The sequence below is a fragment of the Sediminibacterium ginsengisoli genome, assembly GCF_900167075.1.
Lineage (GTDB): Bacteria > Bacteroidota > Bacteroidia > Chitinophagales > Chitinophagaceae > Sediminibacterium > Sediminibacterium ginsengisoli.
The window spans coordinates 24,051-39,084 of record NZ_FUWH01000004.1 but is presented as its reverse complement, the minus strand read 5'-3'; the positions used below and the strand labels follow the sequence as shown (position 1 = coordinate 39,084).

15 protein-coding genes are annotated in these 15,034 nt (G+C 47.4%); 5 read left to right on the top strand and 10 right to left on the bottom strand.

Going from position 1 to position 15,034, the window contains the following annotated elements; translation table 11 throughout:
- Positions 1 to 6: 6 nt before the first annotated feature.
- Together B5D42_RS08340 and B5D42_RS08335 are read right to left on the bottom strand one after the other, a co-directional pair.
- Positions 7 to 837: a DUF2705 family protein gene (locus B5D42_RS08340; protein ID WP_078831027.1), complete on the bottom strand. Its 831-nt coding sequence runs from the start codon at positions 835 to 837 to the stop codon at positions 7 to 9.
- 15 nt (positions 838 to 852) lie between these two features.
- Positions 853 to 1,749: an ABC transporter ATP-binding protein gene (locus B5D42_RS08335; protein ID WP_078831026.1), complete on the bottom strand. Its 897-nt coding sequence runs from the start codon at positions 1,747 to 1,749 to the stop codon at positions 853 to 855.
- A gap of 147 nt (positions 1,750 to 1,896) precedes the next feature.
- Between B5D42_RS08335 and B5D42_RS08330 the strand changes: the two genes are divergently transcribed.
- Positions 1,897 to 2,343, top strand: a complete 447-nt coding sequence (locus B5D42_RS08330; RefSeq protein WP_078831025.1) for a histidine kinase — start codon at positions 1,897 to 1,899, stop codon at positions 2,341 to 2,343.
- A gap of 633 nt (positions 2,344 to 2,976) precedes the next feature.
- On the opposite strand, the gene B5D42_RS08325 is transcribed toward B5D42_RS08330, so the two are convergent.
- Entirely contained in the window at positions 2,977 to 5,352 is a 2,376-nt protein-coding gene (locus B5D42_RS08325) for a 3-hydroxyacyl-CoA dehydrogenase/enoyl-CoA hydratase family protein (RefSeq protein ID WP_078831024.1), read from the bottom strand.
- Between the two features lie 533 nt (positions 5,353 to 5,885).
- On the opposite strand from B5D42_RS08325, the gene gatC reads away from it, so the two are divergent.
- Genes gatC through B5D42_RS08310 form a run of 3 tightly spaced genes read left to right on the top strand, consistent with a single transcriptional unit; the run spans position 5,886 to position 7,524 of the window.
- Positions 5,886 to 6,176, top strand: coding sequence for an Asp-tRNA(Asn)/Glu-tRNA(Gln) amidotransferase subunit GatC (gatC, locus tag B5D42_RS08320; protein WP_078831023.1), 291 nt, complete (start codon positions 5,886 to 5,888; stop codon positions 6,174 to 6,176).
- Positions 6,177 to 6,206: 30 nt separating this feature from the next.
- The gene (locus B5D42_RS08315; protein ID WP_078831022.1) at positions 6,207 to 6,926 is read left to right on the top strand and encodes an ABC transporter ATP-binding protein; all 720 of its coding nucleotides are present in this window, start codon (positions 6,207 to 6,209) and stop codon (positions 6,924 to 6,926) included.
- Positions 6,927 to 6,960: 34 nt separating this feature from the next.
- A complete protein-coding gene (locus B5D42_RS08310; protein ID WP_176112946.1) occupies positions 6,961 to 7,524 on the top strand; it encodes a cob(I)yrinic acid a,c-diamide adenosyltransferase in 564 nt (187 codons plus the stop codon).
- Between the two features lies 1 nt (position 7,525).
- On the opposite strand, the gene B5D42_RS08305 is transcribed toward B5D42_RS08310, so the two are convergent.
- Entirely contained in the window at positions 7,526 to 8,176 is a 651-nt protein-coding gene (locus B5D42_RS08305) for an ABC transporter ATP-binding protein (RefSeq protein WP_078831021.1), read from the bottom strand.
- A 144-nt stretch (positions 8,177 to 8,320) separates the two neighbouring features.
- On the opposite strand from B5D42_RS08305, the gene B5D42_RS08300 reads away from it, so the two are divergent.
- Positions 8,321 to 8,542 (top strand): DUF2795 domain-containing protein, encoded by a 222-nt coding sequence (locus tag B5D42_RS08300; protein ID WP_026767946.1) that lies wholly within the window; start codon positions 8,321 to 8,323, stop codon positions 8,540 to 8,542.
- 72 nt (positions 8,543 to 8,614) lie between these two features.
- Here B5D42_RS08300 and B5D42_RS08295 read toward each other — a convergent pair whose 3' ends face one another.
- From B5D42_RS08295 to B5D42_RS08270, 6 genes are all read right to left on the bottom strand, one after another.
- Positions 8,615 to 8,884, bottom strand: a complete 270-nt coding sequence (locus B5D42_RS08295) for a SemiSWEET family sugar transporter (protein ID WP_078831020.1) — start codon at positions 8,882 to 8,884, stop codon at positions 8,615 to 8,617.
- A 51-nt stretch (positions 8,885 to 8,935) separates the two neighbouring features.
- A complete protein-coding gene (locus tag B5D42_RS08290; protein ID WP_078831019.1) occupies positions 8,936 to 9,751 on the bottom strand; it encodes an enoyl-ACP reductase FabI in 816 nt (271 codons plus the stop codon).
- Between the two features lie 68 nt (positions 9,752 to 9,819).
- Positions 9,820 to 11,475 carry a DNA repair protein RecN gene (gene recN, locus B5D42_RS08285; protein WP_078831018.1) on the bottom strand — a complete coding sequence of 552 codons (1,656 nt, stop codon included), beginning with the start codon at positions 11,473 to 11,475 and terminating at the stop codon, positions 9,820 to 9,822.
- 77 nt (positions 11,476 to 11,552) lie between these two features.
- A complete protein-coding gene (locus B5D42_RS08280; RefSeq protein WP_078831017.1) occupies positions 11,553 to 13,043 on the bottom strand; it encodes a tetratricopeptide repeat protein in 1,491 nt (496 codons plus the stop codon).
- Between the two features lie 65 nt (positions 13,044 to 13,108).
- Complete coding sequence (locus tag B5D42_RS08275) at positions 13,109 to 13,864, bottom strand: zinc ribbon domain-containing protein (protein WP_078831016.1); 756 nt, start codon at positions 13,862 to 13,864, stop codon at positions 13,109 to 13,111.
- 41 nt (positions 13,865 to 13,905) lie between these two features.
- Positions 13,906 to 15,006 (bottom strand): Nif3-like dinuclear metal center hexameric protein, encoded by a 1,101-nt coding sequence (locus tag B5D42_RS08270; RefSeq protein WP_078831015.1) that lies wholly within the window; start codon positions 15,004 to 15,006, stop codon positions 13,906 to 13,908.
- Between the last annotated feature and the right edge of the window lie 28 nt (positions 15,007 to 15,034).

Below are 15,034 nucleotides of genomic sequence, written 5' to 3'. Positions count from 1 at the left end.
AATTTCTTACAGGTCCCTTTTCTTATGAACTGCATAGCAGATCAGCCAGATAATACCGGTAAATACAACCGTAAGTGCGATCTGGGCTGGTACAGCATCAATCCACCTGTCGTAAGTAGCTTTCGCATCATTGCCAAACTTTCCAACAAAAGATGGTGCAACGAGGATGCGGTCAGACATTTCAAAAGGCATCAGCCGCGAAACGCCATCCATCTTCAGTTTATAAGTGAAGTAAGCTGTGACGATATTCTCGATCACCAGGTTGTAAAAAAGAAATATGCCCAGTGCAATGAAAGCTTTTTTGATCAGGTAACCCAGCAGGAATGCGATGGATAACTGCGCAAAACTCTGAATGAAGAACAGCGGGATATAGTATAGTTGCTCAGCCCACCGGTAAGCAGATGAACTGTCTGAATAAAACCCGAATACCGTAGCTACAAGCGCGTAAACAATGGTAATGATAAATGAAATGATTGCCACATCACAAAGTTTGCTGGTAATGAACTGCGACCTGCTCCAGCCATCTATGATATTCTGACGGTGTGTTTTATAATTGTACTCATTGGTCACCAGCATGATCACAAGAATAGAAGGCAGGATTACGAAATGAGATGAAAAATATGCCACGGAATGCCAGGTCTCAGGAAATGCAAACGGGTTGCCCAGCAGCATTTTGGCAATTTCCCCCGCCATATTTTTACTTGTTGAAATCTGCTGGTAAACATTGTAGAACATGATGTTGATACCAGGATAAGTAAGCGCTACAATACCGAGCATCCACCAGAAAGCAGGGTATTTTTTGATTTTGAGCCATTCAATTTTTATAAGGGAAAGCATGGGATCGTTTTTAAGTTAGTCATTGGTTAATTCAAAGAACTTGGCTTCAAGGCTTTTCTTTTTCAGCAGCAGCTGGTTCAGTGTAATACTGTTTCTGAAGCAATAGCTGTTGATCTCTTCCATATTCGCCGATCCTATCGGGAAGAAGAGCTGGATCTGCCTGCCATCCTGTTTCAGCTGGCTGTAGCCGCCCATCTGTTCCAGTACAGTGCGTAAATGGTCGGGATTGGCTGCAGACACTTCAACGATATCTTCATTCGCCAGTACTTCATCTACCTGGCCTGCCGTAAGCAAGGTGCCTTTTTTGAGTATCGCCACATGGGTACATACTTTTTCCACTTCATCCAGCAGGTGGCTTGCCATGATAATGGTTTTGCCCTGCGCCGACAGTTCTTTGATCAATGCCCTGATCTCTGCAATACCTACCGGGTCGAGGCCGTTGGTAGGCTCATCGAATACCAGTACCTGCGGATTCCCCAGCAGCGCCGCACCGATAGCGAGCCGCTGTTTCATACCCAGGCTGTAAGAGCTGAAACGGCTGTTTTTCCGGTGAGATAATTTTACGGTTTCCAGCACGCGCTCAATGTCTTCCGGCGTACCGCGTCCGCTGATGGCCTGTGTAACTTTGAGATTGTTCACAGCCGAGAGGTAATGATAAAAATTAGGCGTTTCCAGTAACGAGCCGATCCTTTTCCTGGTGGCAGGAGAGCCGGGCTGACCAAACCACGAAAAATTGCCGCTGTCGGCTTTCAGAATGTCGAGGATGATACTCAACATGGTTGTTTTGCCGCTTCCGTTAGGCCCTAAGATGCCGAAAACGCTGCCCGGCGGTACCTGGAAAGAAACATCGTTCAATGCCCGTATGGGGCCGTATGATTTGGATATCCCCTGCAGAGATAAGATCGGTTCCATAAAAAGTATGTTATATCCCGAAGATAATGCTATACCGATGATTTTTCAGCAATATTGATAAGCGTGTCAGAAACGCCTCAAGCGGTTGTTTTCGCTTTTAATTGTGTATTCACTTATAAAGCATAAATTAGGGTAAACATAACCGGCATGGACAACCGTACCCATGAAACGCCTGCGGAACTGGCGGGCCTGCTGGAAGAGATCGCGGTATCCCTGGCAGAAATGGCTGAAGCCCGGCGGGTACAATTGCAGCTACAGTTTGCACCAACACCCGTATGGCTGCAGCATGAAACTTCCCAGCTGCGGAACAATCTCCGGGTCTTTGCAGAAAACATGATCCTGATAGCAGAAGCAGGTTCCGTTATCCGTATCTATATGGATACCACAGATCGTCAATGCATTATTGAAATGCTGGGTAACGGCAGGGCTACAGGTATCGACAGGTTACATGCCTATTTCCTGGATGAGGAAAATATTTTCAGAACAGGGCTTGCTACTGCAAAAAAATACGTTGAGGATAACGACGGAGAATTACGCTACGCCAGCCACGAACATTCCGGAAATCATTTCAGGGTCAAATTCAATATGCGTTGAAAATGGTCGCCAGGAAGCTGCTGGCTGGCGATGTATTGCTGATCAGGCGGCCAGCAACGGCAGTTTAATCCATTGTTGGAAGCCTGGTGTTCGGATGGTACTCCGGTTCTCTAAGCCACTTCAAATTCGTTGCTTCCGCTCACTCAGGCCGTTGTGCCTCGTTTCCGCTGATGTCTCCCGGAGGGGACTCAGCGCAGCACGTACTTGCGATTTCTAAAGCTGCTTATAGATTCGTTTCCGCTGATGTCTCCCGGAGGGGACTCAGCGCAGCACGTACTTGCGATTTCTAAAGCTGCTTATAGATTCGTTTCCGCTGATGTCTCCCGAAGGGGACTCAGCGCAGCACGTACTTGCGATTTCTAAAGCTGCTTATAGATTTCAACCTTCAGACGGTGTGTCGCTCAGGCCGCTGTGCACCGAACCCAAAGAGGCGCCTCTGCAAAGACTGGCAGGGTCTTTTGGTTAATGGTTAACCGCACCGATTTCACACTGTCTCTGATGTCTCCCGGAGGGAACTCAGCGCAGCACTCATCTGCTCTTTCTAAAGTTGGTAGATTTATAAATTCTTCTTAACGCCTGTGGTCAGGCGATCAGTAATAGCAACGATATATACTTTACATTATCCTGCTACCCCTAGTTTCTCACCGGCTTACCCGTCTTCAGCACGCCCTGTATCCGCTCCAGCGTTTTGCGTTCTCCGCAAAGGCTGAGGAATGCTTCTCTTTCCAGGTCGAGCAGGTATTGTTCGCTAACGAGGGTCTGATCGCTGAGATCACCGCCGCACATTACATACGCGAGCTTTCTTGCCACAAGTGCATCGTGATCGGTTGCATAATTGCCTCTCCACATACCATTGATGCCTGCATATAATGCGCCCAGCACAGAACGGCCGAGTACTTTAACGTCTTTGCGCTGCACAGGGGTAACATAGCCCTGGTCGTATAATTCTATGACGCTTTTCTTGGCTTCCAGTATCCTGCGGCCGGCATTCATTACAATCTCGTCATGTCCTTTTCTCATAATACCCATTTCAAAAGCCTCATGTGCGGAAGTGGCCACTTTAGCAGTTGCAATGGAGAGGAACCTGTTTTTGAGTGTAATGGTTTCCGGTTCGTCTTCATGCATTTCATCAGCTGCGCGCAGTGCAAACTCTTTGGTGCCACCACCGCCGGGGATCAACCCAACACCTAACTCAACGAGACCGATATACGTTTCGGCTGCCGCGCAGATCTTATCGGCATGCAGGTTCATTTCACAACCACCGCCCAGTGTTAAACCATGCGGTGCAATTACCACCGGAACAGATGAATAACGTACGCGCATCATACTGTTCTGGAACATGCGGATGGCCATATCCAGTTCGTCGTATTCCTGTTCTATAGCAAGCATGAAGATCATGCCTACGTTGGCACCTGCGCTGAAGTTAGGCCCGTCGTTGGCTATTACCAATCCTTTAAATGATTCCTCGGCAATACCGATCGCTTTGTTAAGGCCTTCCAACACTTCGCCGCCGATGCTGTTCATCTTGCTGCTCCATTCAAAACCGGCAACACCATCGCCGGTATCATATAAACGGCAGGCGCTGTTTTTCCAGATGGTTTTGTCGGCATGGTTTTTCAGCACCATGAATGCTTCTCCGCCAGGTATCGGCAGGTAACCGCCGGATGCAACATCATAGAACATCCGTCTGCCCTGTTCTATTTTATAGAAAGAAGCGGCGCCGTTGGCCAGCATCTGTTCAACCCATGGCGCTACGGAATAACCTGCTGCTTTCATAGCTGCAACGGTCTTCTCTACCCCCAGTGTATCCCAGCTTTCAAATGCACCGATCTCCCAGCCAAAACCCGCCATCATTGCATCGTCTACGCGGTACAGCTCATTGCTGATCTCAGGAATGCGGTAAGAGATATAGGAAAAAAGAGAATAATGAAATGCCCTGTAAAAATCACCGGCTTTATCAGTGGCCGCCTGCAGTATTTTCAGGCGCTGTTTCAGGTCTTCAACTGGTCTGGCGGTTTCAAGCGCTGCAAATTTTGGCTTGTTGCGCGCGCCATATTCCATGCTTTGCAGGTTCAGCGTAAGGATCTCTTTACCGCTGTCTGATTTTACTTTTTTGAAGAAGCCCTGGCCTGTCTTATCGCCCAGCCAGTTATTGCTTACAATTGTTTCCAGCCAGGATGGGATCTGGAATATTGCTTTGGCCTCATCATCCGGACAATTATCCGACACGCCTTTTGCAACTTTTACCAGCGTATCTATCCCTACCACATCCGCAGTCCTGAATGTAGCAGATTTAGGTCTTCCGATCACAGGTCCGGTCAGCGCTTCAATCTCATCGATACTCAGAGAAAGCTTGTCCATGATATGGAAAATGCTCATGATGCTGAATACGCCGATACGGTTGGCAATGAAAGCCGGTGTGTCTTTACAGAGTACGGTGGTTTTACCCAGGTAAAGATCTCCGTAATGCAACAGGAAATCCACCACTTCCGGATCTGTATGCGGGGTAGGGATGATCTCGAGCAAACGCAGGTACCTCGGCGGGTTGAAAAAGTGTGTGCCGCAGAAATGTTTTTTGAAATCTTCGCTTCTGCCTTCTGCCATCAGGTGAATAGGGATACCCGATGTATTGGATGATATAAGTGTACCGGGTTTGCGGAACTTCTCTACTTTTTCATACAGCTGCTGTTTAATGTCCAGCCGCTCTATCACTACTTCAATCACCCAGTCGCAACTGTTTATATCTTTCAGGTTATCTTCAAAATTACCGGTCGTGATCCGCTTCAATGCTGCTTTGGTAAAAAGAGGCGAGGGGTTGCTCTTTACAGCAGCCTGCAACGCATCATTCACGAGTTTGTTCCTTTCTGCAGGTTTCGTGCTTTCTTCTGCACCTTTTGCTACTATATCAAGCAATAACACGGAAACACCGGTGCCCGCGAAATGACAGGCAATACGCGAACCCATCACACCACTTCCGAGAACAGCCACTTTTTTGATTGAACGTTTCATAGATGAAGCTTTGTGTAAAAATAGTTAGTTATGCAACTATTATGACCGAAGTTAGCATAAAAATTTTTTCAGTTCCAAAAGCTGCTGTTGAAAAGGCTGAAAGAGGTGGAAAATAAAATGGAAAAATATCAAACTTTTCCGAGGGGGTAGTTTTCAGAAAAGTTTGATATTAAACCAGCAACAGGATCAAATGTTATTTATCCGTTGTGGCTGCTCCTTTGTACGCCATATAAAGGCATACGAGATAAACTGCTAGCAATACATAAACTAACATAATCGGGGGGGATTTTGTTCTCACTAATTTAAGGAGGAATATTCATTCATAGCAATCAATTAACATTGTCTTTTTCACCATCAGCCTTTTTTTTGTTTATAAACTATATTTCAGGCTGGAAATCAATGAAAAAAAAGTGACGAAAACCGGTAAAAAAAAGCTTTTGCGGCACTTCATAGCTGATTTTTTCTGCATAACTGCCTTTGCCTTTTAACATTTACGGGATGAAATTGGCCAGCTTTCAGTTATTTTTGTTAGCATGGAAATAGCTAGCGGTACCGTTGCATACCTCGCTAATCTGTCGAGGTTGCATTTTAATGAAGACGAGCAGGCGGTCATTACTGATGAGCTGCAGCAGATGCTGGCTTTTGTGGAAAAGCTGCAGGAGCTGGATACCACGGGTGTGGAACCGCTTATGCATATGGGCGATGCCGTGAATGTGCTGCGTGAAGATAAAGTGGCCGGTTCCGTAACAAGAGCGGAAGCACTGAAGAATGCTCCCGTACACGATGAACAGTTTTTCAAAGTACCGAAAGTGATACGCAAATAAACGATTCCCGTTAACCATAACCTCCGCCCTATGAGCCAGTCCATCATACGACTCGAAGAAATTCAAAAAAGCTATTTTATGGGAAGCCAGGCTATCCCTGTACTCAAAGGGATCTCGCTGGATATTTTCAGGAATGAATATGTTGCGCTGATGGGCCCTTCGGGTAGTGGTAAGAGCACCCTCATGAATATCCTGGGCTGCCTCGATTCGCCCACCGGCGGAAAATATATCCTCAACGGGAAAGATGTGAGCAAGATGGCTGATGATGATCTTGCTACCGTAAGAAATACCGAGATCGGTTTCGTATTCCAGCAGTTCAACCTGCTGCCCCGTCTTTCGGCTGCCGAAAACGTAGCCCTGCCGCTGATCTATGCAGGGGTTAACAAGAAAGAGAGAATAGAGCGGGCGATGGAAGCGTTAAAAAAGGTTGGGCTTGCTGAAAGAAGTCATCACAAATCGAACGAACTGAGCGGTGGCCAGATACAGCGTGTGGCTATCGCACGCGCCCTGGTCAATAATCCTTCACTGCTGCTGGCAGACGAACCTACCGGTAATCTCGATTCGAAAACTTCGGTGGAAGTAATGGAGATCTTCAGTAAGATCCAGCAGGCCGGCAATACCGTTGTACTTGTAACGCACGAAGAAGATATTGCTGCTTATGCACATCGTGTAGTTCGCCTGCGCGACGGACTGATTGAAAGCGATACCCGCCGCAGCAAACAAACAGAAGCGGCTGGTTCGGTTATTTAAGCCACTGTTGTTTTACATTCCTCAAAAAAGAGTCATGGCCATCAAGATCTATACAAAAACCGGCGACCAGGGAAAGACATCCCTGATCGGCGGAACGAAAGTACCTAAAAGCCATATCCGTATTGAAGCCTATGGCACGGTTGATGAGCTCAATTCCTATATAGGACTTGTCAGTGATCATATTACCGATGAACACACACGCATTGTCTTAAAGGAAATACAGGATCGTCTTTTTACCATCGGTTCATCGCTTGCCTGTGATCCCGAACGCGAACCACTGATGAAAATGCCCGATCTCAGGGAAGAGGATGTTAAACTGCTGGAGAAAGAAATAGATGCGATGAACGAAGTGCTGCCTCCCATGAAATCGTTCATCCTGCCGGGCGGACATGTGGCCGTTTCAACCACCCATGTAGCCAGGTGTGTCTGCCGCCGTGCAGAACGGAATTGTGTGAACATGCAGCAGCAGGAAGTTTTTGTTGATCCGCTGGTGATCAAGTACATCAACCGCCTGAGCGATTATCTTTTTGTGCTTGCAAGATATGCAGGCCATCTCCTGAATGTGGCTGAGATTCCCTGGAAACCGCGTGTTTCCTGACTCAGATGATCTTCCCGTCGCGCATGTGAAGGGTTCTGTCGCTCATGGCAGCCAGTTCCTCATTATGGGTTACAATAAGAAAAGTCTGTTTGAACTGGTTACGCAGCTGCACAAATAATTCATGTAATTCACGGGCATTGGCACTGTCGAGATTGCCGGTAGGCTCATCCGCAAAAACGATATCGGGCTGATTGATGAGGGCTCTTGCCACAGCCACACGCTGCTGTTCACCGCCGGATAACTGCTGGGGCTTATTATCTATCCGGTTACCAAGGCCCAGCAGATCGAGCAGGTGTGCAGCCCTTTCCATGATGTCTTTTTTCTTCCCGCCCGCGATCCAGCCGGGCACAGATACATTTTCCAGTGCCGAGAATTCAGGTAACAGGTGGTGGAACTGGAACACAAAACCCATATGCGCATTACGGTAAGCCGCCAGTTTACGGCCTTTCAGCTCATCGATCCGCTCATTGTTGAGCCAGATCTGGCCTTCATCAGCCACGTCAAGTGTACCAAGGATATGCAGGAAAGTGCTTTTTCCTGCCCCGGATGAACCTATAATACTCACAATTTCTCCCTGGCTGATCTCAATATCAACGCCTTTCAGCACTTCCAGCTGGTCGTATCTTTTTTTAATATTCCGGGCTTTGAGCATGTGTTTTCTCGGTATTTGCCCTGCAAACCTACAACAGCAGCCCCAGAATGGTTAATTTTTAAACATTTCTTTGCACAGGTTGGAAACTCTGATTTGGAGATATCATTTATACGGCTACATTTGCAAAAAATTAAAAGGTAAAATATGTTCTGGACATTAGAATTAGCAAGTTACCTGGAAGAAGCGCCCTGGCCTGCAACTAAAGACGAGCTGATTGATTATTCGATCAGAAGCGGTGCTCCTATTGAAGTGGTGGAAAACCTGCAGGAGCTGGAAGACGAAGGCGAAGTGTACGAGAGCATTGAAGACATCTGGCCTGATTATCCAAGCCAGGAAGACTTCATGTTTAATGAAGACGAATACTGATCAGTCATCAGGTAACTAACGATATAGCTAAAGCCATTCTCATGAATGGCTTTTTTCTTTTGCACGATCTGTTTAAAGCGGGTCTTTTTCTTTAAAGCTGAACTTGAAGTAAAGCAGTACCAGGGATAAAGCGAGCACGATCAGGTTGGCCGATAACACCGGTCCGCTGTGTATCGCTACCGCATATACAGACCATACAATGGTACTGGTTACAACGATGAGTATCATCCAGATGCTCAGGTCGCCTACGCTCCTGGATTGCCAGGATTTATATACCTGCGGGAGAAAAGTAACAGAAGTCAGGAACGAGCCGAAATAACCGGTGAATTCAATCCATGACATAAGCTGGAGTTAAAGCCGCCCCAACGCTTGGCGTCGGGACGGATAAATAAATTATTCAATTCCCATTTTCTGCATAACGGCATTGCTTACGCCGGTAGTAGAATAACCTCCATCGTGGAAGAGGTTCTGCATGGTTACCATGCGGGTCAGGTCTGAGAAGAGTGTAATACAATAGTTAGCACAGTCTTCTGCAGTTGCATTACCCAGCGGGGCAATGGCATTTGCATAATCGTAAAAATCACCAAAGCCTTTGATGCCGGTTCCGGCGGTTGTTTTGGTGGGCGACTGTGACACGGTGTTGATACGTACTTTTTTCTCTACACCATAATGATAACCGAAGCTGCGCGCGATAGATTCGAGCATTGCCTTGATATCTGCCATATCCGTATAGAAAGGATAGGTACGCTGTGCCGCCATATAAGTAAGCGCTACCACACTTCCCCATTCATTGATGGCATCGAGCTTTTTAGCTACGGCCAGCATTTTGTGAAAGGAGAGGGCTGAAACGTCGATCCCTTTCTGGAAATAATCATAGTTGGATTCGGTATAAGGAATATTTTTCCTGATGTTCACGCTCATTCCGATAGAGTGCAGCACAAAATCGATCTTGCCGCCCAGTACTTCCTGAGATCTGGTGAACAGGGTAGTCAGCTCATCCACACTGGTTGCATCTGCAGGAATGATTTCTGAACCGGTTTTCTCAGCCAGTTTTTTGATCTCACCCATACGCATTGCGATCGGGGCATTGGTTAAAACAAAAGTGGCGCCTTCTTCATGTGCCTTTTCTGCTACTTTCCATGCAATTGAATTCTCATCAAGCGCGCCGGTTATGATACCACGTTTGCCTTTTAACAGGTTGTATGCCATAATGGTCTTTTTGTTTTTAGATATTTAGTCGGTAAATGTATAGAATTCCCGGAAAATACCGGATTTCATCAGTTCATGATCATTTCCCTGGCGTTTTCCAGGGCCGCCGCTGTTGGCTTTTCCCCGCTCAGCATCCTGGCTATGGCGGTGATGCGCTCGTCCTGATCCAGTTGCCTGATGTTGGTCTTTACCATTTCGTCGCGGATCTCTTTATATACAAAGAAATGTGCATTGGCCTTACCGGCGATCTGCGGCTGATGTGTAATACAGATGATCTGACGGCTTGCTGCCAGGTCTTTCATGATCAGGCCTACCTGTTTGGCCGCTTCGCCCGAAATACCGGTATCGATCTCGTCAAAGATCATGGTAGGCAGATCGATGGATTGCGCTACCAGCGACTTGATGCATAACATCAGCCTGCTCAGCTCTCCGCCGCTTGCCACTTTGCGTATTGGTTCAAACCTGTTGCTGCGGTTGGCATCGAAAAGGAATTCGATGCTGTCCATGCCGTCAGACTGTAATGGCCTTGTGGTAATGGATACCCTGAGCCTTGCATTGGGCATGCCTACCTGGTGTAATAATGCATTCACCCTTTCTTCCAGCGGTTTCGCCTGCTGCTGTCTTGCTGCTGAGATTGCTGCGGCTGCTTTTGAAGCACTTGCCTGCAGCCCGGCCGACAGCTGTTCTTTTTCCTGTATGGCTTCATCTATATTCAATACCGCATCGAGCTTCAGCTGCAGCTCTGCCTGTATGGCCAGTAAGCCGGCGGTATCTTTTACGCTGTGCTTCTTTACAAGTTTATAACCCTCTGCCAGCCGCTGGTTGATCCATTCGTTCCTGGAATCATCGAACTGTACATTTTCACCTACCCGGTTAAGCTCACCTGCAATATCCTGTAATTCGATATGTGTGCTTTGCAGGCGTTCTGTGAGCTGGGCCAGCTCTGCATGTATTTCCGTAAATGGCTGCAGCTGGTTGATCAGTTGCTTGAGGTGATTGATCAGCGGCTGCTCACTTTCCTTTAATTCAAAATAAGTTTTGGTGAGTGCAGTTTTGATGCCTTCCGAATGACTGAGCAGCTGCAGTTCTTCTTCCAGCTGTTCAAGTTCATTTTCTTTCAGGTCGAGTGCAGACAGTTCATCAAAAAGGAACTGGTTATAATCTGCTTCTCTTGTAAAGGAAGCCTTTTCTTCTTTGAGCTTTGCCAGTTGTTTTTCGCATTGCTGCCATTCCTGGTAAACGATTTTGTAAGCAGCCAGTTTTGCATCGTTGCCTGCCAGCGCATCCATTACTTCCCGCTGAAAATCTTCATCACCTATTTCAAGCGTATCGAACTGCTGGTGAAGGTCTACGAGTAATGAGGCAAGCGTTTTCAGTTGCTGCAGTGTGGCGGGGGTATCATTGATGAATGCACGCGATTTCCCGTTTACGGCAATTTCCCTGCGTAATACCAGTTCAGCGTCTGTATCCAGGTCCTGCTCTTCCAGGAAACGCAGGACTGATTTTTTCCCTTCAACGGCAAACACTCCTTCGATAAAACATTTCTTTTCGGTATTCACCAGTACAGAACTGTCGGCCCTTTCCCCAAGGATCAGGCTGAGCGCTCCCATGAGGATACTTTTACCTGCTCCGGTTTCACCGGTAATAATATTCAGCTGCGACGAAAAATCGATCGTGATCTCGTCAATGATAGCATAATTCTGTATGTATAATTTCCGGAGCAATGGTTGCGTATTATGCTGCAAGTTAAGCGGGAAATCAAAATCAAGTGATTAAAAAAATCCACTTTGGATATTGCTGATTATTTGCCCTCGCAGCGGGCTATGCCGGACTTGGCGCGCTGATCTAAAGAATTCTTGTATTCATGGTCTCCCATATCGAGGCATTTCCTGTAATAGGAGATCGCTGTAGCTTTCTGGCCCTTGGATTCGTAGATCTGTCCTACCTGCAAAGCCGCCCGCGCTGCAAAGTATTCTTTACGGTTTTCGCCGATGCGGATGGCCACCAGGTAAGCCTGAATGGCATCATCGTCACGGCCCAGATCGTCATAGATCCGTGCTACCCGGTAGGTGAATTCAAGCCTTTCTTCTTCCTTAGGGAAATCATGCTCTGATTTGCCGTGGAGCAAACCCAGCGCTTCGTGGTGATAGCCGCCATCGTTCAGTAACCTTGCCTTTAACAGCGTAATGTCTGGCCATACACCTGTTTTCGCATCTTTCAATGCCTGTTTGTCGGCATCTGAATCTGTGGCACCTTTGGCAAGCACATTTTTCCTCGCGGCTTCCGCGGCCTTCATATTTCCCTGGAGATAATAACACCAGCTCAGTTTCTGATACGCATCTTTCACATAAAACTTCCCTTTGAACTGAGCGAGAAAACTTTCCATATACCGGGCACCTTCCTGTGTATCGAGGTGGTACAGCTTTGCAAAGCCCATTTCAAAATCCCATACACCTACTTTCAGGTATTCATCGGAAGTGTTCCTGTTTTGTATGATGCTGCGTGTATAATCTGCCTGTTTGTTATTGAGTGCGAGATTGGCAGCCATATAGGCATGGAGGTGATTGTTCACGAGATCGAGGCGGCGCTGTTGAACGAACTGCAGTGCCTCTTCTTTTTTATTCTCCATATAGAACAGGAGATAAGGGTACATGAAGTTCGCTTCATTCGCCATCATTTTGGCCCATGGATCGTTACTGTAAACGAATCCGCGCACGGTTTTCATTCCTTCGGTGAGTGAACCGCTCATGCCAAACAGGCTTGCAATGAATTTATAACCTTTGGGAATGGTACCGATAACAGCCTGCAGCGCGCCATACAAGAGATCGTTCGGCGCAAAAGTGGGATATTGTTTTTTATTTTCCTTGATAGCCTGGAACGCGCGCCTGAAATCCCAGCCGGCTTCCCAGGTATGTCCAAACTTGATGGCTGTGGCCGCTTTGTGTACCCGCATAGACGCAACACAAAAATTGTAAAACGGAGAAGTCTTTGGCCCTTCCTGCACAGCTTCGATCCGTTGCAGGAATTTGGGGTAACGTACCGCGTATTCGGCAGGATCTTCATTAAAGAAGAGAACGTAAAAATCGGCATAGCTCTCCAGCAGCAAAGGAATCAGGTTGTCGGGGTTCTGCTGCCGGGCTTTTTCTGCCAGGGCAATACCGCTGTTGATTTTGAGTTTTGTGAGTTCCTGGTAGGCTTGCTGACAGGTGCTGTTGAACTCGAATACTTTTTCCGCCTTCACTACTGCAAAGGAAAAACAGACTGCCGCTATGGAAAGCAAAACCTTTTTCATGAACCGAAAATAAGAAAGGACAGTCACTTGACTGTCCTTCCGGGATATTTTATGAGAAGCTTGTATTATTTCGCTTCCACGCTGTCGTTCAGATCTGCATCCACGAGGATACGGCCGCAGTTTTCGCAAACGATGATCTTCTTGTGCAGGCGGATCTCGCTCTGGCGTTGGGGCGGGATAGAGTTAAAGCAACCTCCGCAGGCATCGCGCTCAACAGGCACTACTGCCAGTCCGTTGCGGTAGCTTTTGCGGATACGGTCGTAGCTGTAGAGTAACCGCTCGTCGATATGACCACGTGCTTCCACGCTTTCTTTGTTGAAATGCGTTTCTTCCTTTTCGGTATCGGCGATGATCTTTTCGAGTTCACCTTTTTTATGACCGAGAACCCCTTCTTTAACGTTCAGTTGTTTTTTAGCGCCTTCCAGTGTTTTCACTTTATCAGCCAGCTCTTCGTTCGCATCGCGGATATGTTTTTCCGCCAGTTTGATTTCAAGCTGCTGCATTTCGATCTCTTTGTTGATCGCTTCAAATTCGCGGTTGTTCTTCACATTCTCACTCTGCTTCTCGTATTTGCTGATCAGGGCTTCGCTTTCCTTGATGGCGTTCTTTCTGCCTTCAATGAACTCGGAGATACCGTTGATCTCTTCTTCAATACGGGTCTGGCGGCTTTGTAAACCGTGGATCTCATCTTCAAGATCGCTTACTTCCATCGGAAGTTCGCCTTTTAATATCTGGATCTCGTCCAGCTTGCTGTCGATCTTCTGCAGCTTTAAAAGGGATACCAGTTTTTCTTCAACTGAGAAATCTTTAACTGAAGCCATATTTGAGTTTGATGTTTGTCTGATTGATATTTTCGTTTGCCTCACCCCAGAAAATAGTGAACCGGGTTGGTTTTTATTGCTGATTTGAGGACGGCAAAGGTAAGGAATTTAGCCTGTAAAATATCAATCAGCAGCTCTACGGTAAATTGTTCGCTTTCCCAGTGGCCTATATCTGCGATCACCATCCTGCCCTCAGCATCGAAGAATTCATGGTATTTTACATCAGATGTGATGTAAATATCAGCTCCCGCAGCCATTGCCCGGGCCGTTAAAAAGCTGCCGGCTCCCCCGCAGAGGGCTACTTTCCTGATTTTCCGCCCCGTTAAAGGTGTGTGCCGGATCACTTGGAGCTGAAATGCCGTTTTGAGCATGTGCAGGAAGCCCGTTTCCTCCATTTCTTCCGGCAATTCGGCAATGATTCCGCTGCCAACCTGCTGATAGTCATTACTTAAGGTGACAATATCGAATGCCGGTTCTTCATAAGGATGGGCTTCGGTCAGCGCCTGTACAATACCATTTTGGCGGTAAACGGGGAAAATAACTTCTATTTTAACTTCCGCCTCCTGGTGCCGGACCCCCGGCGTTCCCACAAAAGGGTTGGTCTGTTCCGAGCCGCGGAAAGTTCCGGTTCCTTCCGTATTGAAGCTGCATTCACTGTATTCCCCGATGCTGCCGGCTCCGGCTTTGAAAAGAGCATCCCGGACCTGGCCGGCCTGAGCAAGCGGCACAAAAGTGTATAATTTCATCAGGATGCCGCTTTTGGGCTGCAGGATCCGGCGTTCTGTTAAGCCCAACCGGTCCGCGATCCGGGAATTCACGCCATCCAGCACATTATCGAGGTTGGTATGGATGGCATAAATGGCTACATCCCGTTTAATGGCAGCGATCACGGTCCGTTCTACGTAATTCCGGCCGGTGATCTTTTTCAGGCCTCCGAAAATAACAGGGTGATGGGCCACTACCATGTTACAGCCACGTTCCACCGCTTCGGCAATCACCGCTTCCGTAACGTCGAGCGTGCAGAGGATACCGGTACATTCCTGCATGGCATTGCCGGTAAGCAAACCCGCATTATCATAACTTTCCTGGTAGGCGGGAGGAGCCACCTGTTCCAGCACGGCGATCACATCTTTTATTTTCATGTTTGTGGATTGGAGAGAGCTAAATTAC

What these genes read in the sequence shown, in the direction of transcription:
- B5D42_RS08340 (WP_078831027.1), bottom strand. Translation starts at nt 837, where the DNA reads ATGCTTTCCCTTATAAAAATTGAATGGCTCAAAATCAAAAAATACCCT.
- B5D42_RS08335 (WP_078831026.1), bottom strand. Translation starts at nt 1,749, where the DNA reads ATGGAACCGATCTTATCTCTGCAGGGGATATCCAAATCATACGGCCCC.
- B5D42_RS08330 (WP_078831025.1), top strand. Translation starts at nt 1,897, where the DNA reads ATGGACAACCGTACCCATGAAACGCCTGCGGAACTGGCGGGCCTGCTG.
- B5D42_RS08325 (WP_078831024.1), bottom strand. Translation starts at nt 5,352, where the DNA reads ATGAAACGTTCAATCAAAAAAGTGGCTGTTCTCGGAAGTGGTGTGATG.
- gatC (WP_078831023.1), top strand. Translation starts at nt 5,886, where the DNA reads ATGGAAATAGCTAGCGGTACCGTTGCATACCTCGCTAATCTGTCGAGG.
- B5D42_RS08315 (WP_078831022.1), top strand. Translation starts at nt 6,207, where the DNA reads ATGAGCCAGTCCATCATACGACTCGAAGAAATTCAAAAAAGCTATTTT.
- B5D42_RS08310 (WP_176112946.1), top strand. Translation starts at nt 6,961, where the DNA reads ATGGCCATCAAGATCTATACAAAAACCGGCGACCAGGGAAAGACATCC.
- B5D42_RS08305 (WP_078831021.1), bottom strand. Translation starts at nt 8,176, where the DNA reads ATGCTCAAAGCCCGGAATATTAAAAAAAGATACGACCAGCTGGAAGTG.
- B5D42_RS08300 (WP_026767946.1), top strand. Translation starts at nt 8,321, where the DNA reads ATGTTCTGGACATTAGAATTAGCAAGTTACCTGGAAGAAGCGCCCTGG.
- B5D42_RS08295 (WP_078831020.1), bottom strand. Translation starts at nt 8,884, where the DNA reads ATGTCATGGATTGAATTCACCGGTTATTTCGGCTCGTTCCTGACTTCT.
- B5D42_RS08290 (WP_078831019.1), bottom strand. Translation starts at nt 9,751, where the DNA reads ATGGCATACAACCTGTTAAAAGGCAAACGTGGTATCATAACCGGCGCG.
- B5D42_RS08280 (WP_078831017.1), bottom strand. Translation starts at nt 13,043, where the DNA reads ATGAAAAAGGTTTTGCTTTCCATAGCGGCAGTCTGTTTTTCCTTTGCA.
- B5D42_RS08275 (WP_078831016.1), bottom strand. Translation starts at nt 13,864, where the DNA reads ATGGCTTCAGTTAAAGATTTCTCAGTTGAAGAAAAACTGGTATCCCTT.
- B5D42_RS08270 (WP_078831015.1), bottom strand. Translation starts at nt 15,006, where the DNA reads ATGAAAATAAAAGATGTGATCGCCGTGCTGGAACAGGTGGCTCCTCCC.